General features: G+C 67.9%; 22 protein-coding genes. 16 read left to right on the forward strand and 6 right to left on the reverse strand.

The genetic code is table 11. From position 1 onward, the window contains the following. Positions 1 to 10 precede the first annotated feature (10 nt). From WFH44_RS10815 to WFH44_RS10850, 8 genes are all read left to right on the forward strand, one after another. A complete protein-coding gene (locus WFH44_RS10815) occupies positions 11 to 781 on the forward strand; it encodes an SDR family NAD(P)-dependent oxidoreductase (protein WP_336713876.1) in 771 nt (256 codons plus the stop codon). A 52-nt stretch (positions 782 to 833) separates the two neighbouring features. After that, the gene (locus WFH44_RS10820; RefSeq protein WP_336713877.1) at positions 834 to 2,096 is read left to right on the forward strand and encodes an acyl-CoA dehydrogenase family protein; all 1,263 of its coding nucleotides are present in this window, start codon (positions 834 to 836) and stop codon (positions 2,094 to 2,096) included. A gap of 66 nt (positions 2,097 to 2,162) precedes the next feature. Beyond that, complete coding sequence (locus WFH44_RS10825; RefSeq protein ID WP_336713878.1) at positions 2,163 to 3,347, forward strand: thiolase family protein; 1,185 nt, start codon at positions 2,163 to 2,165, stop codon at positions 3,345 to 3,347. After that, positions 3,347 to 4,213 carry a 3-hydroxyacyl-CoA dehydrogenase family protein gene (locus tag WFH44_RS10830; RefSeq protein WP_336713879.1) on the forward strand — a complete coding sequence of 289 codons (867 nt, stop codon included), beginning with the start codon at positions 3,347 to 3,349 and terminating at the stop codon, positions 4,211 to 4,213. The genes WFH44_RS10825 and WFH44_RS10830 overlap by 1 nt, the downstream gene beginning before the upstream one ends. 437 nt (positions 4,214 to 4,650) lie before the next feature. Then, on the forward strand, positions 4,651 to 6,081 hold the full coding sequence (locus WFH44_RS10835; protein ID WP_336713880.1) for a DUF5129 domain-containing protein: 1,431 nt from the start codon (positions 4,651 to 4,653) through the stop codon (positions 6,079 to 6,081). 189 nt (positions 6,082 to 6,270) lie between these two features. Then, entirely contained in the window at positions 6,271 to 7,203 is a 933-nt protein-coding gene (locus WFH44_RS10840; RefSeq protein ID WP_336713881.1) for a cytochrome b/b6 domain-containing protein, read from the forward strand. Positions 7,204 to 7,464: 261 nt separating this feature from the next. Continuing rightward, positions 7,465 to 7,929, forward strand: a complete 465-nt coding sequence (locus WFH44_RS10845; protein WP_336713882.1) for a hypothetical protein — start codon at positions 7,465 to 7,467, stop codon at positions 7,927 to 7,929. A gap of 130 nt (positions 7,930 to 8,059) precedes the next feature. Next, positions 8,060 to 9,055 carry an adenosine deaminase gene (locus tag WFH44_RS10850; protein WP_336713883.1) on the forward strand — a complete coding sequence of 332 codons (996 nt, stop codon included), beginning with the start codon at positions 8,060 to 8,062 and terminating at the stop codon, positions 9,053 to 9,055. A 95-nt stretch (positions 9,056 to 9,150) separates the two neighbouring features. Here WFH44_RS10850 and WFH44_RS10855 read toward each other — a convergent pair whose 3' ends face one another. Both WFH44_RS10855 and WFH44_RS10860 read right to left on the reverse strand, forming a co-directional pair. Next, positions 9,151 to 9,354, reverse strand: a complete 204-nt coding sequence (locus tag WFH44_RS10855; protein ID WP_264797031.1) for a cold-shock protein — start codon at positions 9,352 to 9,354, stop codon at positions 9,151 to 9,153. A gap of 116 nt (positions 9,355 to 9,470) precedes the next feature. Continuing rightward, positions 9,471 to 10,514: an NAD(P)-dependent alcohol dehydrogenase gene (locus WFH44_RS10860; RefSeq protein ID WP_336713884.1), complete on the reverse strand. Its 1,044-nt coding sequence runs from the start codon at positions 10,512 to 10,514 to the stop codon at positions 9,471 to 9,473. Positions 10,515 to 10,747: 233 nt separating this feature from the next. Here WFH44_RS10860 and WFH44_RS10865 point away from each other — a divergent pair, with 233 nt between their 5' ends. After that, complete coding sequence (locus WFH44_RS10865) at positions 10,748 to 11,611, forward strand: phosphatidylinositol-specific phospholipase C/glycerophosphodiester phosphodiesterase family protein (RefSeq protein ID WP_336713885.1); 864 nt, start codon at positions 10,748 to 10,750, stop codon at positions 11,609 to 11,611. Between the two features lie 105 nt (positions 11,612 to 11,716). Here WFH44_RS10865 and WFH44_RS10870 read toward each other — a convergent pair whose 3' ends face one another. After that, positions 11,717 to 11,896, reverse strand: coding sequence for a YegP family protein (locus WFH44_RS10870; protein ID WP_336713886.1), 180 nt, complete (start codon positions 11,894 to 11,896; stop codon positions 11,717 to 11,719). A 280-nt stretch (positions 11,897 to 12,176) separates the two neighbouring features. On the opposite strand from WFH44_RS10870, the gene WFH44_RS10875 reads away from it, so the two are divergent. Further along, entirely contained in the window at positions 12,177 to 13,304 is a 1,128-nt protein-coding gene (locus WFH44_RS10875) for an alcohol dehydrogenase catalytic domain-containing protein (protein WP_336713887.1), read from the forward strand. A gap of 53 nt (positions 13,305 to 13,357) precedes the next feature. Beyond that, the gene (locus WFH44_RS10880; protein WP_336713888.1) at positions 13,358 to 14,131 is read left to right on the forward strand and encodes an ArsR/SmtB family transcription factor; all 774 of its coding nucleotides are present in this window, start codon (positions 13,358 to 13,360) and stop codon (positions 14,129 to 14,131) included. Here WFH44_RS10880 and WFH44_RS10885 read toward each other — a convergent pair. The 3 genes from WFH44_RS10885 to WFH44_RS10895 are packed head-to-tail and all read right to left on the reverse strand — an operon-like array spanning position 14,128 to position 17,079. Then, a complete protein-coding gene (locus WFH44_RS10885) occupies positions 14,128 to 14,904 on the reverse strand; it encodes a uracil-DNA glycosylase (RefSeq protein WP_336713889.1) in 777 nt (258 codons plus the stop codon). The genes WFH44_RS10880 and WFH44_RS10885 overlap by 4 nt on opposite strands. A 9-nt stretch (positions 14,905 to 14,913) precedes the next feature. Next, positions 14,914 to 16,368 carry an MFS transporter gene (locus WFH44_RS10890; RefSeq protein WP_336713890.1) on the reverse strand — a complete coding sequence of 485 codons (1,455 nt, stop codon included), beginning with the start codon at positions 16,366 to 16,368 and terminating at the stop codon, positions 14,914 to 14,916. Between the two features lie 9 nt (positions 16,369 to 16,377). Then, the gene (locus tag WFH44_RS10895; protein WP_336713891.1) at positions 16,378 to 17,079 is read right to left on the reverse strand and encodes a GntR family transcriptional regulator; all 702 of its coding nucleotides are present in this window, start codon (positions 17,077 to 17,079) and stop codon (positions 16,378 to 16,380) included. 173 nt (positions 17,080 to 17,252) lie between these two features. Between WFH44_RS10895 and WFH44_RS10900 the strand changes: the two genes are divergently transcribed. The 5 genes from WFH44_RS10900 (at position 17,253) to WFH44_RS10920 (ending at position 21,592) form a co-directional block, all read left to right on the forward strand. Then, entirely contained in the window at positions 17,253 to 18,209 is a 957-nt protein-coding gene (locus WFH44_RS10900) for an alpha/beta hydrolase (protein ID WP_336713892.1), read from the forward strand. Further along, positions 18,206 to 19,816 carry a flavin-containing monooxygenase gene (locus WFH44_RS10905; protein ID WP_336713893.1) on the forward strand — a complete coding sequence of 537 codons (1,611 nt, stop codon included), beginning with the start codon at positions 18,206 to 18,208 and terminating at the stop codon, positions 19,814 to 19,816. Before WFH44_RS10900 ends, WFH44_RS10905 begins: the two co-directional genes overlap by 4 nt. A 151-nt stretch (positions 19,817 to 19,967) precedes the next feature. Beyond that, entirely contained in the window at positions 19,968 to 20,348 is a 381-nt protein-coding gene (locus WFH44_RS10910) for a hypothetical protein (RefSeq protein ID WP_336713894.1), read from the forward strand. 5 nt (positions 20,349 to 20,353) lie between these two features. Further along, entirely contained in the window at positions 20,354 to 20,842 is a 489-nt protein-coding gene (locus WFH44_RS10915; RefSeq protein ID WP_336713895.1) for a hypothetical protein, read from the forward strand. Positions 20,843 to 20,953: 111 nt separating this feature from the next. Further along, positions 20,954 to 21,592, forward strand: a complete 639-nt coding sequence (locus tag WFH44_RS10920; protein ID WP_336713896.1) for an NADPH-dependent F420 reductase — start codon at positions 20,954 to 20,956, stop codon at positions 21,590 to 21,592. The last annotated feature ends 35 nt before the right edge of the window (positions 21,593 to 21,627 follow it).

The following is a 21,627-nucleotide window of genomic DNA, read 5'->3' on the forward strand; positions in this document are numbered from 1 at the left end:
GGAAGCCATCATGACCTACCCCATCCTGCAAGACAAAGTCGCGCTCGTCACCGGGGCTGCCATGGGCATGGGCGCGGCCACGGCCAAGCTCTTCGCCGCGGCCGGCGCCCGGGTGGCCGTCGCCGACTTCAATGACGAAGCCGGCGCAAAGACCGTCGCCGAAATCGAGGCCGACGGCGGGACCGCCTTCTACGTCAAGGTTGACGTTTCCCGGTCGGACCAGGTCGCGTCCATGGTCGAGGCCGTGGCATCACGGTTCGGCAGGCTGGACGTGGCGGTGAACAACGCCGCTATTACCCCGGACACCAATTCGCTGACCGAACTGGACGAGGACTACTGGGACAGGCTGATGTCCATCAACCTCAAGGGCGTCGCCCTCTCCCTGAAGTACGAACTGAGGCAGCTGATCGCCCAGGACGAGGGCGGGTCCATCATCAACATCTCCTCGGTCCGGGGCTTCCGACCCCAGCCCAACGCGGCGGCGTATGTCGCGGCCAAGCACGGCGTCGTGGGCCTCACCAAGACCGCCGCGATGGAAACCGGGTCCCGGAACATCCGCGTCAACTGCGTGGCCCCCGGCGCCATCGACACGCCGATGCTGCAGGCCTCGCTGGCACGCAAGGGCCAGACAGAGGCGGACTTCGCGCCGCAGCTAAGCCTGCTGAACCGGTTCGGCAGGGCTGATGAGGTGGCCCAGGCCACTCTCTGGCTGGCCTCCGATCTGTCCTCGTACGTCAGCGGGACCACCATCCACGTCGACGCGGGCTACACCAGCAGTTAGGCGGCTCCAGGCCGCAGCACTTCCGTCCACCACGAGCCATCTGGAGGTTTTTATGTCACCCGCTTCCGGCGCCCCCGCCGCCACGGCAGCCCCCGTCCGGGCCCCCGCCCGGCAGGCCGACCGCCTGTACCACGACCTGCTTTCCAGCCCGGAGACGCTCGAGGTGCGCGAACGCGCCCGCCGCTTCGCCGACGTCGTTATTGCTCCGGTGGCCGGCCGGATCGCGACCGGCGACGAAGTGGAGGACGGCTTCCCGTCGGACGTCTTCGAGGCGATGGCGCGCGAGGGCCTGTTCCAGCTTGCCTTCCCCGCGGACGCCGGCGGCATGGGGCTGGAGCGGCCGGCCTCGGCCACCGTCGCCGCCATCGAGGAGCTGGCCTACTACTCCAACTCCGTGGCCGCGATCTACGATGTCCACTGCGTCCTGGCCGGCACCGGCCTGAACCAGGGGACTCCGGAACAACGCCGGCAATGGCTCGGGCCCCTGATCCGCGGCGAGATCATCGGCGCCTTCGCCACCAGCGAGCCCGGCTCGTCCAGCGACCTGAGTCCCCAGTCGGTGCAGACCGTTGCCGCCCGGACGGCCACCGGCTGGCGGCTGCAGGGCCGCAAACGGTGGATCACCAACGCCCCGGTTGCCGACGTCATCTTGGTCCTGGCCCGCACGGGCGAACGGCTGTCCATGTTCATCGTGCCCTCCGCCGCCGCGGGCGTTACCGTCGGCCGTGCGGACCGCAAGCTCGGCAACAAGGGCCAGCTCACCGCGGACGTCATCCTTGACGACGTCGAGCTGCCGGAAGAAGCCCTGCTGGGGACTGAGGGCGGCGGCCTGAAGATCGCCCTCGCCATGCTGGCCTATGGGCGGATCGCCATCTCGGCCGCCGGCGTGGGTATGGCCCAGTCTGCGTTCGATCTCATGACCGACCGGCTCAGCACCAGGGAGGCCTTCGGCGCCAAGCTCGGCAGCATGCAGCACTGGCAGTTCCTGATGGCGGACTACGCGCTCCGGCTCGAAACCGCCCGGTCGCTCTACCTGAAGGCCGCGCTGCGGCTGGACGAAGGCAATGCCTTCCCGGAGCCGGAAGCCGCGATGGCCAAGATCGCAGGTACCTCGCTGGCCACGGACATCGCCCGGGACGCCGTCCAGCTCTTCGGCGGGATCGGGTACATCCAGGAACTCGGCGCAGACGGGACGCCCGGCCCGGTCGAGGCCCTCTACCGGGACAGCAAGGTCACCGAGATCTATGAAGGGGCCAACGAGATCCAGAAGTGGATCATCGCCCGCCAACTGCTCGGCCGCGAGGTCGCCGGCTGAGCCCCAGCCCCAACCGGCCCGTGCGGCCGTCCGTCTCCGCAAATACCCAACGAGAATCGAGCAACCATGTCTGAAGAAAAAATCGTCATTGCCGGCGGAGCCCGGACTCCGGTAGGCAGGTACGGCGGTGCCTTGAAGGCCCTGCCGGCCCACGAACTCGGTGCCATTGCCGCCACCGGCGCCCTTGAACGCAGCGGCGTCATGGCCGAAGACATCGACGAAGTCATCATGGGCTGCGTCGGCCAGGCCGGGCTGGACGCGTACAACGCGCGCCGGGTCGCCCTGGCCGTCGGCGTGCTGCCCACGGCGACCGCCCTGACCGTGAACCGGTTGTGCGGCAGCGGCCTGCAGGCGGTCTGGTCCGGTGCCCAGCAGCTGCGCTGGGGGTCCACGGACGTTGTCCTGGCCGGCGGCGACGAGTCCATGTCCCGGATGCCCTTCCTCGACTTCGACTCCCGCGCCAACCCGCGGCTGGGCAACCGCACCCTGGTCGACGGCACCCTGGCAATGCTCACCGATCCGTTCAGCAACGAGCATATGGGCGTCACAGCCGAGAACGTCGCCACCAAGTACAAGGTCAGCCGGGCGGAGCAGGACGAATTCGCCATCGAAAGCCAGCGCCGCGCCGCCACGGCGGACGCACTGCGGGCCTTCGACGAGGAAATCGTTCCGGTCAAGGTCCCGGGGCGCAACCCCGTTATTGTCACGACCGACGAGCATCCCCGGCCGGACACGACACTGGAGGACCTGGCCAGCCTGCGTCCGGCGTTCCGGCCGAACGGCACCGTCACGGCAGGCAATGCCTCGGGCATTAACGACGGCGCCGCCGCCATGGTCCTGATGCGGGAGAGTACGGTGCGCGAACGTGGTCTGGGTGCCCTGGCGACCCTCGAGCATGTCACCGTTGCCGGCATCGACCCGGCCTACATGGGCTATGCCCCCACCTTCGCCCTGCGGAAACTCTTCGCCGAAACCGGCCTGCAGCCCCGCGACATCGGCGTCGTCGAACTGAACGAGGCCTTTGCCTCCCAGGCAGTCGCCGTCATCCGCGATGCCGGGCTGGATCCGGCCAGGACCAATCCCTACGGCGGAGCAATCGCGCTCGGCCACCCGATCGGCGCCACCGGGGCAATCCTGGCGCTGCGCGTGGCCCAGGACCTGCAGCGCCGGGACCTGGAGTTCGGCATCGCCACGCTGTGCATCGGCGGAGGCCAGGCCATTGCCGCCCTCTTCAAAAGGTGGGAGGCCTGATGAGCACCATCACCGCCGTCGGCATCGTCGGCTCCGGGACCATGGGCCGCGGCATCGCCGAAAGCGCGCTGCGGGCCGGCCAGCAGGTTGTCCTGTATGACTCTTCACAGGATGCCCTGAGCGGCGCACGCAAGCACATCGAAGGCAACCTCCAGCGCTCGGTCGACAAAGAACAGCTCTCTGCACAGGAGGCTTCCGACCGTCTCGCGCTGCTCACGACCGCCGCGTCACCGGACAGCCTCGCCGGCTGCCACATCGTGGTCGAGGCTGTTCCGGAGGTCCTGGAGATCAAGCTCGCCGTCCTGGCCACGGTGGAAGAGCAGGTCTCCAGAACCGCGGTAATCGCCAGCAATACCTCCTCCATCCCGATCACGAAGCTCGCCCGGGCGCTCAGCCACCAGGACCGCTTCGTCGGCCTGCACTTCTTCAACCCCGTACCGCGCATGCCGCTGGTCGAAATCGTCCAAACCGTGCACAGCAGTGACGCCACCGTTGCCGCGGCACGGCAGTTCGTGGAGTCCGGATTGGGCAAGACTCCCGTTATCATCGAGGACCGCCCCGGTTTCGTGGTCAACGCGCTGCTGATTCCGTTCTTGCTGGCGGCGGCACGGATGCTCGACAGCGGCTATGCGGATGCCGAAACCATCGATAAGAGTATGCGGCTCGGATGCGGCCATCCTATGGGTCCACTAACGCTGGCGGACTTCATCGGCCTGGATGTGGTCTGCGCAGCGGCAGATGCCATGCACGCGGAGTTGCGTGATCCGGCCCAGGTCGTACCCAACAATTTGCGCCGGCTTGTGGAGGCCGGATATTTCGGGGCAAAGACCGGGCGGGGCTTTTTTGTCCACGAAGCGTCTGCATGATTCACGAGCGCTAAGGAGTATCCCTCACAGTGCCACGCAGCGGATCGCCCCACAGGAAGCGAGGAGCATGTGAAACAAGGACAAGTAGTCGAAGCGTTTCCTGACCTTTACCGGGAGGGCCCCTTCGACGACTGGCAGAGGCTGGAGGGCACCCATGTGGAAGTCCGGCAACGCGGATTGCATGTGCGATTTGGCATTGTAGAGTCGGCATCCCGGGATGGAGCGGCCATTTGGCTTGCCCAGCACGGCGTGCTCAACCGGATGCTGGTGCATAAGGACGAGGGATACCAGGTCTGGCTCAGGCCGCTCCGACCGCAGCCGGGCGCTCGCCCACGTCTTCCATAGTCTCCCTGCCGGAGTTGAGGTACTGGGCCGCGGGGTCCGTCGTCGTCCGTTTTGGATAGGGTGCAGGAAGGATCACGGCGAAACGGGGGAACATGAGGAGACTGCTCGGCACCTTGGTGCTGGCCATGGGGGCGCTGCTGGCGCCCGCGGCCACGGCGCTGGCGGACACGCCGACAGACGTCGTCGTCGAGGACAAGGCGGGCGTGCTGGACCTCAAAACGCTCCGGCCCGCTATTGAAGGGACCGAGTTCTACGAACCGACCAAGATCGCCGTCTACACGTACCGCGGTTCGGCCTCGGACAACCTGAACGAGGAAGTCCTGCGCTTCGCCCGCTCGGAGCATCCCGAATGGATCAGCCAGGACGGGCAGAAGTGGGCGGACGGCCTCTACATCTTCGCGCTGGACCCGCAGGGGCGGCACGTTGGCACCTACTTCGGTGAAGACCGCAAGATCTCCCCCGAGCAGCAGGCAGATATCCAGGACGCCACGAAGGACCTGTTCCGCCAGGCGCAGTGGACCGACGGGACGATCGCCGGAGTCCGGCGCGGCGCCGAGCTGATCAACCGGCCGTGGTACCGCTCCGGCTGGTTCGTCGGCGGGAGCATCGCAGCGGGGGTTGTGGCACTTGGCGGCGCCGGCACCTGGATCTCAGTACGACGTCGGAACCGGGCGCGCGGTCGCAGCGAACGTGAGCGCGGCGACCGCAGCTATGCCAACGTCACTATGGATCTCGAGGCGACGGAGGTCAACGCCCGCACCATCCCGCCGTCGTCCGAGTTCGGCGCGCTGGTCCTGGAGAAATACCGCGGGTTCATGGCCCGGTACAACGACGTCAGCAAGCTCAACCAGCAGGTCCATTCCCTGGCCGACAAGGACTTCTCGTCGGGCAAGAACGTCAAGCTGGCCACCGGGTACGCCGACGCCGCCGCGGAGCTGGACACGCTGGATGACGTCATCGCCGATTCCAACACGTTCCTGAACCTCGCCTCCGGCTGGCCCAGGGCCTGGGACCGGCAGCTCTCCCCGCTCCGCGAGGACCTGGACGGTCTCGACGAGATGCTCGGGGAGCCCAAGCGTGCCGGGAAATCCGCCACCGCCGCCGCGCTGCGGTCCTTCCGCGACGCCACCTGGGACGACTTCCAGCGCTGGGCCGCGGAACTTGAATCCGGCACGACGACGCCGGACGCCGCCCTGCGGGGTCTTCGCACGGTCCGCGAGGAGTTCACCGACCTGCTCCGGCAGCACTCCAGGACGGTCATCGACGAATCCGCCAGGAACAAGAAGGAAGCCGACCTGATGCGGCATGACATGGACGAAGAATTCGCCCGGGGCAGCCGCAGCCGCTCAAGCATCCTGGACTCCGTCTACCCCGCCTCGCTCTTTTATTCGGTCGGTTCCTTCAACACCGGCTTCACCGCCGGGCAAAGCAGCATCGAGTCCGCCCGCGGCGGATCCGGCAGCACCGGTTACGGCAGCAGCGGCGGTAGCTTCTCCGGATCCGGCAGCTCGTCAAGCTTCTGACTGGTAGCCTCAGCCGGCCTGCAACGTTGCAGCCATGGATGGCGGCGTGTTACGTCATCAAGGCGGCCGGCGCCGTCGTATTTCGCCACTCTTCGACTTCCTCGGCGGCGGAGTATTCTCGGTTCATACCCTTGACCGAGTAGACCTGCACGGACGCACCCGTCCTTACCAGAGAGACAATCTATCCCCATGTCCCCCTCCACGAAGACCAAGTCCGCGGCCTCCCGGAACAAGTGGTCGAAACTGCTCTGGGTCGTCCCTGCCATCCTGGTGGGATTGTTCCTGGTCGTCCTTGCCGCCAAGGGACTGCGCGAACTGCCGGCGGTCCAGCAATTCCTCACCGACTACCCCGGCCACTCCGAGCTGCCCGAGGGCGCGCCGGTAGGCTTCCCCGCCTGGCTTGCCTGGCAGCACTTCCTGAACACGCTGCTGATCCTGCTGATCATCCGCTCCGGCTGGCAGGTCCGCACCGTCACCCGGCCGCCGGGCTACTGGACGCGCAACAACCGCGGGTTCATCAAGACCAAGAATCCGCCGCAGAAGATGAGCCTGCACCTCTGGTTCCACCTGAGCCTGGACGCGCTCTGGGTGCTCAACGGGCTCGTCTTCTATATCCTGCTCTTCGCCACCGGGCAGTGGACCCGCGTGGTCCCCACGAGTTGGGATGTCTTCCCCAACGCCGTCTCCGCAGCCCTGCAGTACGCCTCGCTCAACTGGCCCCTGGAGAACGGCTGGGTCAACTACAACGCGCTGCAGCTGCTGACCTACTTCGCCACGATCTTCATCGCCGCGCCGCTTGCCATCATCACCGGGCTGCGGATGTCCTCGGCGTGGCCGAAGCAGGCCGGCATCAACAAGGCCTACCCGATCGAGCTGGCCCGTGCGGTGCACCTGCCGGTCATGTTCTACTTCGTCGCGTTCATCATCGTCCACGTCACGCTGGTGCTCACCACCGGTGCCCTGCGCAACCTGAACCACATGTACGCGGCAAAGGACGACGGCGGGTGGCTCGGCTTCTGGATTTTCGCGGCGTCCCTGGTCGTCTTGGCCGGCGCCTGGATCGCCGCCCGGCCCATCCTCCTGCGGCCCGTCGCCGCCCTGATGGGCAAGCTCAGCCGCTGATCTCCCCGCAAGAGGCGGCCGCAGGTAGTTCCTGCGGCCGCCTCTTTGTATGCGTATCTGCCCGGGTCCCAGCAGATGATTTGTCCGTTGGCCATGGTCCCTACTTACAAAAGTTTCCATGCTTTGAACGTTCCGAAACCGGATCCCAAGGTTTTCCCAAGATGGACTCAGGAATTCTGGACGCCTTGGTGCCGGATCAAACGATCCGTTCGGGGGAACCAAGAACGAAAGAACAAGGACACCCGAGCAAAGGGGCTCATCATGAAGAAAATGCTCGTTTCCGCAGCGCTCATCGCCGGTCTCTCGGCCACGGCAGGACCGGCGGCCGCGGCACCAACACCGATCGAGGGCAGCATCGTTTTCCATGACTGCGGCTTCAAAGTCATAGGAACGTTCTCCGGCAAGGCAAACCTCATAGAAACCGGGGCCGGCGAAATTCTAAGCACCTCGCCCGGCTTGGAAATAACGCTGACGAACGCAAAGACCGGGGAGTCGGTCAGCTATGTAATCACCGGCTCCTTCAACCTCTCCACCGATCCTGACACCGGAAACACCGTCACCACCGCCAGGGGGACGAACCTGCTGACCCGGACAGTGACGGATGAAGGCATCTACATCACGACAGGCAATTTCTCATTCGTCACCGATGCGAAGGGCAAAATCGTTGAAGAGTTCAGCTTCAATGGCCCCGGACAGGTCATAGACGTCTGCGCGGCGCTTTCCTAGCGGGAGGTAGAGGTTGTGGGGAGCCGGCTGTCCGGTTCCCCGCAACCTCGGTTTTGACTGGTTGCCCGTGTTGCCAGAGCTTTCCGCGGTGGCCTACGTTGGACCTTCACCGAACCGAGGAAAGGACCAGATGAGCCAGCTTCCGGTAGCAGAACTCCATCTCCACATCGAGGGCACGCTAGAGCCCGAGCTGATCTTCGACCTCGCGGAACGCAATGGCATTTCGCTGCCCTACTCGGACCTCGACGAACTCCGGGCCCGGTACGAGTTCACGGACCTGCAGTCCTTCCTCGACCTGTACTACCGCAACATGGATGTGCTGCGCACCGAGGCGGACTTCGCGGACATGACCCGGGCCTATCTGCGGCGGGCCGCTGTCGCAGGCGTCAGGCATGCCGAAATCATGATGGACCCGCAGGCCCACGTGGCGCGCGGCATCGCGCTGGAGACCTGCGTCAACGGGGTTGCCTCAGCCCTGGCGGACAGCGACTCCGAGTTCGGCATCAGCACCGGACTGATCGCGGCCTTCCTCCGGGACCGTCCCGCCGGGGAAGCCCTTGAGGTCCTGGAACAGCTGCTTGAGATGGAGGCGCCGATCATCGGCATCGGGCTGGATTCGGCCGAGGTCGGCCATCCGCCCAGCGGCTTCGTGGACCTGTATGAGCGTGCCCGGGCGGCAGGACTGCGCCGGATCGCGCATGCCGGCGAAGAGGGCCCTCCCGGGTACATCACCGAGGCCCTGGACCTGCTCGGCGCGGAACGGATCGACCACGGCATCCGCTGCATGGAGGATGACGCGCTGGTGCAGCGCCTCGCCGCAGAGCAGGTGCCGCTGACCGTCTGCCCGCTCTCGAATGTCCGGCTCCGCGCCGTGGACACCCTCAAGGACCACCCGCTGCCGGCCATGCTCGCCCGCGGCCTGAATGTCTGCGTGAACTCCGACGATCCGGCCTATTTCGGCGGCTACGTGGACGAGAACTTCGCCCAGCTGGGCCGGACCTTCACGTTCACCGCGGACGAGCTCGCGCGGCTGGCGGCCAATTCCGTCCGGTCTGCGTTCATCGGTGAGGAGCGCCGTACCGCCCTGCTGGCCGAGGTCGGTTCCTGGCGCTCCGCCCAGGGGTAGCGCCTCTGCAGCGCCGCCGTTAAGCACACAACGGCGGGGCTTGCGCAGGCTTTTCAGCCCGCCCAAGCCCCGCCGCTGGCTAGTCGCTTGTTTGCCTAGAGCGGCCGGATGTTCTCCGCCTGCGGGCCCTTCTGGCCCTGCACGACTTCGAATTCCACCTTCTGGTTTTCCTCGAGAGACCGGTATCCACTGGTCGCGATTGCGGAGAAGTGCGCGAACACGTCCGCCGACCCGTCGTCAGGCTGAATGAAGCCGAAGCCCTTTTCAGCGTTGAACCACTTGACGGTTCCTGTTGCCATTATTTTTTTCCTCTGCGTTTCTTCAACCGACGACAGCCAGGTCGGCTCCCCGGTCTTATCAACCTAGGGGCAGAAGGCTGAACTGACAAGGGGCGGAGTGAAGGATGGCGTAATCATCAGAAACCGTGCGGGACGATGACCGCGCGGCCGGAGAGCTGGCCGGCCTCGAGCCGGCGGTAGGCCTCCGGTCCGTCGTCCAGGGAGAAGCGCTCGATCTCCGGCGTGATCTGGCCGATCTTGTACATGTCGACGACCTCGTGCAGGTCCTCGATGGTGCCCCAGTACGTGTTGGTGAGCTGCGACTCGTAGGGCGTGGTGAAGAAGCTCCACTCGTAGCTGCCGCCGGCGATGCCCACGACGGTGAGCTTGGACTGCCTGGCCATCACGGCTGCCGCGGTCCTGATGGTGGCGGCGACGCCGACGAAGTCGAAGGCGGCGTCGATGCCGCGGCCGCCCGTCAGTTCGCGGATCCGCTCCGCCTGGCCGTCGCCGCCGGGCACGGTGATGGCGCCCGCGGCTTCCGCCGTGCGCATGGCCTCCTCTTTCGTGTCGGTGGCGATGACCGTGGCGCCGGTGAGGGCCTTCAGGATCTGCACCGCGATCTGGCCGAGGCCGCCGAGCCCAATGACCAGGGCGTACTTGCCGCCGCCGTTGAGGTACGGCAGCGCCTGCTTGATGGCGTGGTACGGGGTCAGGCCGGCGTCGGAGAGCGGCGCGGCGGCAATCGGGTCGGCGTCGCCGAGCGGCACCAGGTTCCGGGCCGGCACCGTGACGTACTCGGCCATCCCGCCGTCGCGCCCGAGACCGACGCCGAGGTAGGGCATGCTGGCGGCGTTCTCGCAGTAGGTGTCCTGGCCGCGTGAGCAGGCCTTGCAGCGGCCGCAACCGATCGGCCCGTAGACCAGGCAGGCGTCGCCGGGCCTGACCCCGGTCACGCCGTCGCCGAGTTCCTCGACCCAGCCGGAGTTTTCGTGGCCCAGGGTGAACGACGGCGGGACGGCGCCCGGGGTGTCCTTCTCGAAGTTGTAGATGGCCACATCCGAGTGGCAGGCGCCGGCGCCGGCCACCTTGAGCAGGACCTCGCCCGGCCCCGGCGTGGGCACCTCGACGTCCTTGAGTACGGGGAACTTCTGCCAGTCTTCGAACACGATCGCGCGCATGAATGCCTCTTCCGTTCCAGGGTCTTTCGGCTGATGCACTTCCGACGGTATTAGCCGGCCGGCACGCATGTAAGCCTCCGGAGCACATCCGGTCCCGGCACCGGCCGTCGAGCGTGGGCGGCGCCCCGCCGTTCACTTCGCCGCTACCGCCCGGCCCGCTAGCCGTCAACCGCTTGAAACGCTTATCGGACACAGTGATCCCTGCATCCCGCCCATTCCACAAAGGACTTTCCGTGTTCAAGCACACCGCAGCGGCCCTCCTGGCCACCGCAGCCGCCTTCTCCGGCACCGCCCTGCCCGCCACCGCCGTCCCGCAGGACGAAACGGCCGCCACGCCCGCCGCCGTCGTCCTCGGCACACCGCAGGAGCAGGCGCACGCGCACAACGACTACGAGCACGACCGGCCGCTCTTCGACGCGCTGGAGCACGGCTTCACCTCGGTGGAGGCGGATGTCTGGCTGGTGGACGGCGAGCTGCTGGTGGCGCACGACCGCGAGGACGTCGTAGCCGGGGTGACGCTGGAGAGCCTCTACCTGGATCCGCTGACGGAGCTGGTCAAGGGCAACGGGCGCAGCGTCTACCCCGGCTGGGACGGCGAATTCCAGCTGCTGATCGATATCAAGAGCGAGGGCGAAGCCACCTACGCCGCCATCGAGGACGAGCTGGCCGAGCACCGCCAGATCCTGACCCGCTACACCCACGGCCAGACCAAGACCGGCCCCGTGGCCGCCGTGATCAGCGGCAACCGGCCGCTGGAGACCATGCAGTCCGCGCAGCAGCGCTTCGGCTTCTACGACGGCCGCGCTTCGGACCTAGGCTTGGGCCGGTCAGCGGACCTCATGCCGCTGGTCAGCAACAACTGGACGCAGCTGTTCACTTGGCAGGGCGTCGGGCCGATGCCCGAAGCCGAGCGCACCCGTCTCCGTGAGTACGTCGCCACCGCCCACGAGCAGGGCTTCCGCGTCCGCTTCTGGGCCACCCCGGACGAGGCGGAAGCGGCGCGCGACGCGGTCTGGACAGAGCTCTACAACGCCGGCGTCGACCACATCAACACGGACGACCTCGCCGGGCTGGAAGAGTTCCTCGCCCGCGGCTGACCTTCGTATCCGGGCCGGGAAATGACGACGGCGGCGGGAACGCCAGGCCTTTCGGCCCGCCTTTCCCGCCGCCGTCGTTGGCTGCACCCCCCGTGCAGCCATTGCTCAGCCGACCGGTACGGACTTGTCCGCGATCCGGGCGGTCGCCGCGACTTCGCGCGCATCGCGGATGGCCGCGACCACGCTGGCCTTCTCCTCAAACCCCTCGGAGATGGCGATGACGCGGTCCTTCTCCATCATCCGGAACCGGTACTTCTTGTTGGCATCCCGGTAGATTTCGAACATTTGCATTCCCCCTGATCTTTGTGTTGATCCCCCCGCGGCCCCCTTTTGTGCGGCCGGCGTACGGCAGGCTTATGTGACCATGGCGCCGTTGCCATGGCCGTAACACAAGGGTAGGGCCCTCCGTAGTTACTCCCGAGTACGCTTTTGTAATGTTTGTCACATCCGGTAAAACGCTGAATTACGGCTGTTAAATTCCTCTGAACGACGGCCGAAGGCTTGTCCCGCCGCACCCAACGCACCTCGCCGCCTACGATCAAAAGGACCGGGAGGAGGTGCAGGAGTGGCGGATGAGCAGGCCGGCGGCGGGCTAAGCGGCAGCGGGCAGGACGGTGCGGCACGGAATGCCGGCAGGCAGGACGGCGCGCGGGACCTGGCCCGGACGAACCCTGCATTGGCCCGTGTCTCGCCGGACCCCGAGGGCATCGCACTGATTGATCATCCGGTGCGGCTGCCGGGACCGGAGGAAGTGGAGTTCCGCGTCGCGCTGTGCGGCCTGTGCGGCTCGGACGTGGTGGTTTACGACGCCGATCCCCACTTCGGGTGGGTGCGCACGGGGACCGTCCTGGGCCACGAATCGGTGGGCACCGTGGGCCGCGTCGGCCTGCTGGTGCCGGAGGAAATCGCCCCGGGAATGCGCGCGGTGCCGGTTTCGAAGGTCCGCTGCGGCCGGTGCAGCGAGTGCGTCGCCGGACGGGTGGAGCAATGCCGGCGTCCCGTCACGCTGGGCCTGGGCCGGCACGGGACGGCGTGCGGCCGGACCGTCGTTCCGTGGCACTGCCTGGTCCCGGTGCCCGACGGGCTGCCGGACACGACGGCGGTGCTGGTCGAGCCGACGTCCGTCGCGTGGCGTGCGGTGGTCGAAGTAGCGCGGGTCCAGGCCGGCGAGCGCGTCGCGGTATCGACCACTCGGGCGATCGGCCTGCTGGCGGCGCTGATCGCGAAGGCCCGCGGCGCCGACGTCACCATGGTCGGCCGCCCCGGCCCCGAGCACGAGGCCAAGCGGGAGCTGGCGGTCCGACTGGGACTGCGGAGCACCACCGCCCCGGATCCCGGCCGGTTCGACACCTGGGTGGAGGCCTCCGGCTCCGGCAAGCAGTTGGCCACCGCCATGGCGTCGGTCCGCTCCGGCGCCAAGCTGGTGCTGGTCGCGATGTACGCGAGCGGCACCCGGCAGCCCGTGAACGCCCGGGCCCGCAGGGATGTATCCATCCTGACGAGCTATTCCTCGACCCGATCCGATTTCGAGGAGGCCGTCGGCTTCCTGCTTACCGTGCCCCATGTCGGCGAGCAGCTGATCACGCTCTTCCCGATGGACCGGGCGGTGGAGGCCTTGCGGCTGACGGCCCGTGCCGCGGCCACCAAGGACGGGCGGCCGCTCATCAAGGCCGTCCTGCAGCCCGGCTCCTAGTATCGGCGGCCCGACTCTCGACACGTGACCATATGGTCACCTATTATGGAGGCGTGGACGAGGTGTTCAAAGCGCTGGCCGATCCCACCCGCCGGGAGCTGCTCGACGAGCTCTTCCGCCGGGACGGACAAAGCCTGAGCGCGCTTGGTGAACGCTTCGAAATGTCCCGCTTCGGAGTGATGAAGCACCTGAAGCTGTTGGAGGAAGCAGGCCTGGTGGTGACCCGGCGCCGCGGCCGCGAGAAGCTGCACTTCCTCAATCCGGTGCCCATCCGGCTCATTCACGACCGGTGGGTCAGCAAGTACGCCGAGCCATGGGCCGCTGGCCTCAGCGACCTCAAAGCTACATTGGAGAGTTCAGTGGAGAACACCGCACAGATCGCGAAGATCTTCGAAATCTACATCCGCACCAGCCCGGAACGCTTGTGGGAAGCCATCACCGACAGCGAGACCCGGAGCAAGTACATGTTCGGCAACCGGATCGAGACGGACTGGCAGCCCGGCTCCTCCTTCCGAATGACGAACCCGCGGGCCGACGGCCCGCTTGGCGAGGGCGAGATCCTCGAGGTGGATCCGCCCCGCCGCCTGGTGCAGACCATGCGCGCCCTCTGGGGCGATGACGTCAAGGCGGAGGGAACGTCCCGCGTCACGTGGGAAATCGAACAGGTCGAGGACTCCTGCCGGCTCACCGTCACCCACGACCAGCTGCGCGAGGGCGCCAACGAGCAGCTCTACGGGGGCTGGCCGATGATCCTCTCCGGCCTGAAGACGTGGCTGGAAACCGGCGAGACCCTGACCACGCCCGGCTCGATTATGTACACCCGTTAACGCCAGGGCGCTGAGGAGTCCGGTCTTCCGGTCCGGCCCGGCAGGTACGACGACGGCGGAACCGCGCTTTCGCCGTCGCCCTGGCTTTCGGCTGTGGAGCGGGTAGGCGGCCGGGCAGCGGGTCCATCGATGCCGGCGGCGAGGAGTGCGCGCAGGCCCTCGCGGAACTTGACCTTGCCGCCGTGGGCCGGATGCCGGACCTTCGGGGCACTGCGGCCGCTGGCGAGGACGCTGCGGTGGCCGATGTTGCCGACGGCGACGACATTCCCGATCCCGAAGATCCGGGCCAGCTCCTGCCACAGCGGCAGCCCGGCCCGGATCTCGGCGGTTGACGGCGTGCGGTTGGAGAGCGGCCGGCCCGGCTGGTGCGGGTGCAGCGGGTAGGCGCTCCAGAGCAGCGGCAGGAAGTCGAGCTCCGCCAGCACGTCCCACATCACGGTGGCCGTGGGTTCGGCAGCCACCGTGCCGGCGTCCGGCGGCAGTACGTAGCCTTTACCGGAGCCGAACAGTCCGAACGGGTCCACCCGACCCTCGATGATGGCCGGGTTGCTGAAGGGGACACCGGTCATGCGCATGCCGCGGTAGCCGGGAGCCTCCCCGACCAGCAGGACTGAGGGCCGGCGCTCCAGCATCTGGAGCAGGTACAGCTCGAGGTTCCGGCGCCGCAGGGCATTGCCGGCGTCGCTGTGGTCGAAGAAGTTGGTGCTGGCCGGACCGGCTTCCGCGCGGGCCAGCAGTTCGACGAACGCTCGGACCGGCTTATTCGCTGACATGCTTTGACGTTATCGCTTTCCGCCCCGCAGCCCCCGGGAATCGACGTCCGGACCGGTGGCGGACGGGCCGGCGGCAGGCGGGTTGCGGATCCCCAAGGCCGAGATGAGCCCTCCTGCAAACGCCAGGACCGCCACGACCACCAGCGTCCGGCGGAACCCGTCGACGTCGAGCGATCCGCCGAGGATCACGCCGGCGAACGCCACGGCGATCAACCCGGCGATGCGGGAGACGGCGTTGTTGATGGCGGAACCGATCCCGCTCTCCCCCGGCCCCACGGCCGCAAGGATGCCGGCGGTCAGCGGCGCGACGGTGATGGCGAGGCCCAGTCCGCACACCAGCAGGCCGGGCAGCATCCGGGCCGGGAAATCCAGCGGCGTACCTGCCCCCGTCATCAGCAGATAGCCGGCGCCGAGCACCATCGGGCCGGCCGCCATGAAGATCCGCGGGCCGTACTTTCCGGCCAGGCCGCCGAAGGTGCCGGAGAGCAGCAGCATCAGCACGGCGACGGGGATCGTGGCCAAGCCGGCCTGGGTCGCCGAGAACCCTCCGACTTGCTGCAGGAACAGCACAATCATCAGCATGCCCAGCGACAGCGCGGCGTAGATGAACGCGGTCGCGATGTTCCCCACCCCGAAGTTGCGGACCCTGAACAGCCGCAGCGGCATCATTGGATGGGCCGTGCGGCCCTCCCACCACAGGAAGGCGGCGAAGGAGGCCAGCCCCAGGGCCAGGGAACCCGCGATGCCCGGATGACTCCAGCCGAACCGCTGCTGCTCAATCAGCGCGAAGACCACCCCGGCCAGGCCGAACGCGGCCAGCACGGCGCCGACCAGGTCCACCGGCGGACGGTTCCGGACGGAGGGCTCGGCCTTGAGGCGCCCGAGGATCAGGAGCGTGACCGCGATCGGAAGCACGTTGATGGCGAAGATCCAGCGCCAGCTGGACAGGTCGACCAAGAGCCCGCCGAGCAGCGGACCGGCGACGGCCGAGGTTCCGGTCCACCCGGTCCAGATCCCGATGGCGCGGGCCTGGGCCGCTCCCCGGTAGGACGACATGATGAGCGCCAGCGAGCTGGGCACCAGCAAGGCGCCGCCGGCTCCCTGCACCGCGCGCGACGCGACCAGCACCGCCCCGGTCGGCGCCAGCGCGCAGGCCAGCGACGCCGCCCCGAACAAGACCAGGCCCAGCCGGAGGATCCGGACCCGGCCGAAGCCGTCGGACAGGGACCCCGCAACCAGGATCAGGGCGCCGAGGGTCAGCAGGTAGGCATCCACGACCCACTGCTGCAGGGCCAGGCCGCCGCCCAGGTCCTCGCTGATCGCAGGCAGCGCGACGTTCACGATCGCCCCGTCCAGGAAGGCGATGAAGGAGGCCAGGATCGCCACCCAGAGCACCGGACGGAGAGCCGGGTCGAGGCGGCGGTCTGCAGCCGGCTGGTGATACCCGCGGACCCGATTGCCCATCAGTGCCTCTCAGTGCCCCGCCGTCGGCCTCAGGTCCTGGTGCGGCCGCGGGGCGACGACGGCGTCGTCCGAGCGGTCGCGGTGCATGGCGGCAACCAAGTCCCTGAAGAAGGAGCGCAGCCGCTGGACGGCGGCAGCGTGGTCGCCGCCGTCCAGCAGCCCGGCGGTGTCGCCGAATGCCTCGCCCCAGAGCGGCAGCAGGTGGTTGGAGGGATAGAGCTGGATGCGGTTCAGCGACCGGAGCAGCACATGGTCCGTCACCGCCCGCAGTTCGTCGTTGTCCGCGGCGTCGCAGATCAGTTCCGCGATCCGCCGAAAGGCCTCCCCCGAGCGCTGCAGCATGTCGGGCTTCAGCTCGGCCTGGAACGCGCGCACGGCGGCGGCGAACTCGTCCAGCCACTCCCGGCCCAGCCGCCCCTCGCCCCGTTCCAGCCCGGCCACCAGCACAGCGCCCAGCACATCCATCAGGTCGATCGCCTGCTTCTGCGTCAGCACGGCCACCCGGCGGCGCTTGTTCGGCAACGCCTCGATGAAGCCCTCGCTGATCAGCTGCGTGATGGCTTCGCGCACCGGCGTCACGCTGAGCCCCAGCCGGGCCGCGAGCTCGGCGTCCTTCACGGGCGCGCCCGGTGCCAGCTCGCCGGAGAGCATCTCGCCGCGCAGGCGCTGCACCACGGCATCCTTGCGGGACAGGGGTAGCTCGAAGGCCATGCCGTTCCCCTTTCCCCTCGGATTTCCTCGCTGCGAGGGCATATCCAACTCTACCGAGGGTTCGCAAAACAGAGTCCCCGGACCTCTTCCTCCGATAAACAATGCATTCTATAGTGATGTGACCCGCATCACTGGTGCGGGTTCGACAATCCGCTCAACGAAGAGAGATTGACATGGCGCTTGATGAAGCCACCATCCAGTTCCTGGCCGCCGCAGCAGAAGCAGCGGGCCCCGATGCCAAGCCGATGTGGGAGATGGAGCCCGCGCAGGCCCGGGCCACCTCGGCGGCGATGAATGAAATGTTCGGCAAGGGCCCGGACATGCAGCGCACCGAAGACCACACCCTGACCGGCTACGACGGCGGCACCTTCGCCATCCGCGTCCACGTGCCGACGGAGCGCCCCGCCGGCGTCTTCCTCTACCTCCACGGCGGCGGCTGGGTCGTCGGCGATATCGACGGCTACGACACCCTTGGCCGCCAGTTGGCGGAAAAGACGGGCAACGCCGTCGTCCTGGTCAACTACCGCAAGGCGCCGGAGAAGCGCTTCCCCGCCGCCGTCGAGGACTCCTGGACCGCCCTGCAGTGGGCGGCCGCGCACCTCGAGGACATCGCGGGCTCCCGGGTGCCGCTGTTCGTCGGCGGCGACAGCGCGGGCGGCAACCTCTCGGCCGTGATGGCCATACGTGCCCGCGACGAGGGCGGCCCGCAGCTCGCCGGCCAGATGCTCATCTACCCGGTCACCGACGCCGATTTCAGCCGGCTCTCCTACGACGAGCCGGAGAACCAGACCCTGCTCACCAAGGATTTCATGATCTGGTTCTGGGACCACTACGCCCCGACCCCGGAGGACCGTGCCCACCCGCACGCCTCGCCGGTGCGGGCCGAGAGCCTGGAGAACCTGCCGCCGGCCCTGGTCGTGACCGCGGCGCACGACGTGCTGCGCGACGAGGGCGAGGCCTACGCGCAGCGGCTCCAAGAGGCCGGCGTGGACGTCGAGTTCCACCGCTGGCCCGGCCAGATGCACGGCTTCTTCTCGATGGTCAACGTGCTGCCGGCGAGCGCCGAGGTGATGGACCTCGTGGCCCGCCGCGTCCGGGACCTCTCCGCCGAGCCGGCCCTGGAGGCATGATGGCACACGTGCGCGAGGTGGACGCCGTCATCGTCGGCGCGGGCTTCTCGGGCCTGTACATGCTGCACAAGCTGCGCGGCCAGGGGCTGTCCGCCGTGGTGTTCGAAAAGGGCGACGGCGTCGGCGGCACCTGGTACTGGAACCGCTACCCGGGAGCCCGGTGCGACGTGGAGAGCCCGTACTACTCCTACTCGTTCGACCCTGAGCTGGAGCAGGAGTGGGAGTGGACGGAGCGCTACCCGGCCCAGCCGGAGCTGATGCGCTACCTGAACTTCGTGGCGGACCGCTACGACCTGCGGCAGGACTTGGAACTCGAGACCACCGTGACGGCGGCGGAGTACGACGGCGGGACGAACCGGTGGCGGGTCTCGACCAGTTCCGCCCGGGGCGACGAGGTGACGCAGGCCCGGTTCTGCATCATGGCCACGGGCTGCCTGTCGACCAGCCGTATCCCGGATTTCCGCGGGCTCGGGTCGTTCCGCGGGGAGGTCTACCACACCGGTGCCTGGCCGCACGAGGACGTGGACTTCGCCGGCAAACGCGTCGGCGTGGTCGGAACCGGTTCCTCCGGCATCCAGTCCATCCCGGTCATCGCGGCGCAGGCCGAGCAGCTGACCGTGTTCCAGCGGACACCCAACTTCAGCGTCCCGGCCAAGAACGGACCGCTGGACCAGGAATTCTGGCGCCAAGTCAAGGCCGACTACCGCCGGATCCGGGAGGACGCGAAGCACACCCCCACCGGGCTGCCGTTCCCTCCCGGGGCCGACGCCGCGCTGGAGGCCGCCCCCGAGGAACGCCAGCGCGTCTTCGACGAGCACTGGACGCTCGGCGGATTCCGGCTGGCCCAGTGCTTCTCGGACCTGGCGGTCAGCAACGAGGCCAACGAGACCGTCGCCGAATACATCCGGACCAAGATCGACGAGATCGTTCAGGACCCGGAGACGGCGCGGCTGCTCAAGCCGTACGACCATCCCGTGGGCACCAAGCGCATCTGCGTCGACACCGAGTACTACGCCACCTACAACCGGCCGAACGTGCAGCTGGTCGACGTGCGCACGGCTCCGATCGAGGAGATCACCCCGACGGGCCTGCGCACCGCGGAGCAGGAGTACGAGTTCGACGCGATCGTCTTCGCCACCGGCTTCGATGCCATGACCGGCGCTCTGCTGGCCATCGACATCCGCGGCCGCGGCGGCGTCGCCCTGCGGGACAAGTGGGAGGCCGGCCCGCGGGCGTACCTGGGCCTGTCCATGGCCGGGTTCCCCAACCTGTTCACGGTCACCGGCCCGGGCAGCCCGTCCGTGCTGAGCAACATGGTCACCTCCATCGAGCAGCACGTGGACTGGATCGCGGCGCATATCGAGTACCTGGATGCCAACGGGCTGCAGTCCTCGGAGCCGCTGGCCGAGGCGGAGGATGCCTGGGTCGAGCACGTCAACGCCCTGGCGGACATGACGCTCTTCCCGCAGGCGAACTCCTGGTACCTCGGCGCCAACGTGCCCGGCAAGCCGCGCGTCTTCATGCCGTACGTCGGCGGCGTGGGCGCCTACCGCGCCAAGTGCGACGAGGTCGCGGCGAAGTCCTACGAAGGGTTCGCGCTCGCCTAGCACCGGAGAGGGGAGGACGACGGCGGGAGGCAGCTTCCGCCGTCGTCCTCTGCGGCGTGCGCCCGCGGCTGCCCCCGCGGCCGGCGTGGCAGAAAACCCGATGGCCCGATTCCTTGCTCCTTCCAAGTACACCCTGATAAACCCGGGTGCTATGAATAAGATGCCGGTACGCCTCGCCTCTCTTTCGCTCGTCCTCGCGGCAGCCCTCACCGGTTGTTCGAGCCCGGGCGCGGGCTCTCCCGCTGCCACCCAGACGACTGCCGCCCCGCCGGCCGCTTCGGCTCCCGCGTCACCGGACACCGCCAGTCCGTCCGTGCAGACCGTCGACCCGAACACTGCGACAACCGAGGAGCTCACCGCGGCCCTGGCCTCGGCCGGCGTCGACAACCCCGAGCGCTGGGCCGAGGAGATCCAGGAGTACGGCCCCTACACGGCCGAGAACCTCGAGCCCACGCTGACCGAGGAGCTCGGAAAGTACGGCATCTCCGACGACCAGCTGAGCAAGGTGCTCAGCGCACTTGAGGTGGAGTGAGCATCATGGCAAGCACCGTAGAGACCAGGACCGACTCCGTTGCCCTGGTCGCCGTTTACCGCCGCATCCTGACCTGGCTTGGCATCGGCACCGCCCTCGGCGCCTGCGTCGAGCTCGCGATGCTCCGCCACTGGCAGGACATCTTCCAGCTTGTACCGTGGGCGGTCCTGGCCGTGCTCCTGGCGGCCGCGGCGGCCTGGCTGGTGCGGCGCTCGGTGGCGACGGCGCGGATCCTGCAGGGGACGGCGATAGTTGCCGCCCTGGGCAGCGCGTTCGGCGTGTACGAACATATCAGCGCGAACCTGGAGGCCGGCCCCCTCAGCGGACGGTACTCGGCGGTCTGGGATTCGATGTCCACGGTGTCGCAGCTCTGGGCGGCCGCCACCGGCTCGGTTGGCGCTTCCCCGGTGCTCGCTCCCGGCATGGTGGGGCTGGCCGGCGTGCTGCTGTGGCTTGCCGCGTTCCGCTGGGTTCCCGGGCGCGAGGTTCCATAAGGCCACAGCACCCCTTAGGCTGGCGACGGCGGACGCACAGTTCCGCCGTCGTCCTTCGTTGAGGGCTGCGAGCGTGTCACGGACCTGTACATTCCTGCGGAAGGAAGCATCATGACGGACATCACCATCATCGGCACCGGCAACATGGGCAGCGCAATCGCCAAGCGAGCCGCGGCCGCCGGCCGCTCCCTCCAGATCCTGGACCGCACACCGGAGAACGCCGCCCGGCTGGCCGGCGAACTTGGGTCTGGGGTTATCAGCGGCGGACTCGCCGAACCGGCCCTGGGAGACATCGTCGTGCTCGCCCTGTACTACGGGCCTGCCCAGGAGGTCGTCACCAGGCTCCGCGGTTCCCTGACCGGGAAGACCGTGGTGGACATCAGCAACCCCATCGACGTGGAAACCTTCGACTCCCTCGTGGTCGGGCCGGGCACGTCGGGCGCCGAAGAACTGGCGAAACTGGCGCCGGAGGCCAGGTTCGTCAAGGCCTTCAACACGACCTTCGCCGGGCCGCTGTCCGAGGGCTCGGTCGACGGCCAGCCGCTGGACGTCTTCATAGCCTCGGATTCGGAGGAAGCGCGGAAGCAGGTCGCGGACTTCGTGAGCGCCGCGGGGCTGCGCCCGCTGGAGGTCGGCGGGCTGCGCCACGCGCGCGAGCTCGAGGGCTTCCAGCTCCTCGTCATGGCGCTGCAGGCCAACCCCGCCTATGAAAACTTCAACTGGGGCACGGCGCTGAAGATTCTCGGCTGACGGTCTTTTGCGGCAGCCTTGTCCGGTGCCGGACG

The organism is Arthrobacter sp. USHLN218 (assembly GCF_037144715.1).
Taxonomy (GTDB): domain Bacteria; phylum Actinomycetota; class Actinomycetes; order Actinomycetales; family Micrococcaceae; genus Crystallibacter.

Bases quoted from the DNA above. Each gene is read 5' to 3' on its own strand.
- WFH44_RS10815 (WP_336713876.1), top strand. From the start codon at position 11: ATGACCTACCCCATCCTGCAAGACAAAGTCGCGCTCGTCACCGGGGCT.
- WFH44_RS10820 (WP_336713877.1), top strand. From the start codon at position 834: ATGTCACCCGCTTCCGGCGCCCCCGCCGCCACGGCAGCCCCCGTCCGG.
- WFH44_RS10825 (WP_336713878.1), top strand. From the start codon at position 2,163: ATGTCTGAAGAAAAAATCGTCATTGCCGGCGGAGCCCGGACTCCGGTA.
- WFH44_RS10830 (WP_336713879.1), top strand. From the start codon at position 3,347: ATGAGCACCATCACCGCCGTCGGCATCGTCGGCTCCGGGACCATGGGC.
- WFH44_RS10835 (WP_336713880.1), top strand. From the start codon at position 4,651: ATGAGGAGACTGCTCGGCACCTTGGTGCTGGCCATGGGGGCGCTGCTG.
- WFH44_RS10840 (WP_336713881.1), top strand. From the start codon at position 6,271: ATGTCCCCCTCCACGAAGACCAAGTCCGCGGCCTCCCGGAACAAGTGG.
- WFH44_RS10845 (WP_336713882.1), top strand. From the start codon at position 7,465: ATGAAGAAAATGCTCGTTTCCGCAGCGCTCATCGCCGGTCTCTCGGCC.
- WFH44_RS10850 (WP_336713883.1), top strand. From the start codon at position 8,060: ATGAGCCAGCTTCCGGTAGCAGAACTCCATCTCCACATCGAGGGCACG.
- WFH44_RS10855 (WP_264797031.1), bottom strand. From the start codon at position 9,354: ATGGCAACAGGAACCGTCAAGTGGTTCAACGCTGAAAAGGGCTTCGGC.
- WFH44_RS10860 (WP_336713884.1), bottom strand. From the start codon at position 10,514: ATGCGCGCGATCGTGTTCGAAGACTGGCAGAAGTTCCCCGTACTCAAG.
- WFH44_RS10870 (WP_336713886.1), bottom strand. From the start codon at position 11,896: ATGTTCGAAATCTACCGGGATGCCAACAAGAAGTACCGGTTCCGGATG.
- WFH44_RS10885 (WP_336713889.1), bottom strand. From the start codon at position 14,904: ATGTCAGCGAATAAGCCGGTCCGAGCGTTCGTCGAACTGCTGGCCCGC.
- WFH44_RS10890 (WP_336713890.1), bottom strand. From the start codon at position 16,368: ATGGGCAATCGGGTCCGCGGGTATCACCAGCCGGCTGCAGACCGCCGC.
- WFH44_RS10895 (WP_336713891.1), bottom strand. From the start codon at position 17,079: ATGGCCTTCGAGCTACCCCTGTCCCGCAAGGATGCCGTGGTGCAGCGC.
- WFH44_RS10900 (WP_336713892.1), top strand. From the start codon at position 17,253: ATGGCGCTTGATGAAGCCACCATCCAGTTCCTGGCCGCCGCAGCAGAA.
- WFH44_RS10905 (WP_336713893.1), top strand. From the start codon at position 18,206: ATGATGGCACACGTGCGCGAGGTGGACGCCGTCATCGTCGGCGCGGGC.
- WFH44_RS10910 (WP_336713894.1), top strand. From the start codon at position 19,968: ATGAATAAGATGCCGGTACGCCTCGCCTCTCTTTCGCTCGTCCTCGCG.
- WFH44_RS10915 (WP_336713895.1), top strand. From the start codon at position 20,354: ATGGCAAGCACCGTAGAGACCAGGACCGACTCCGTTGCCCTGGTCGCC.
- WFH44_RS10920 (WP_336713896.1), top strand. From the start codon at position 20,954: ATGACGGACATCACCATCATCGGCACCGGCAACATGGGCAGCGCAATC.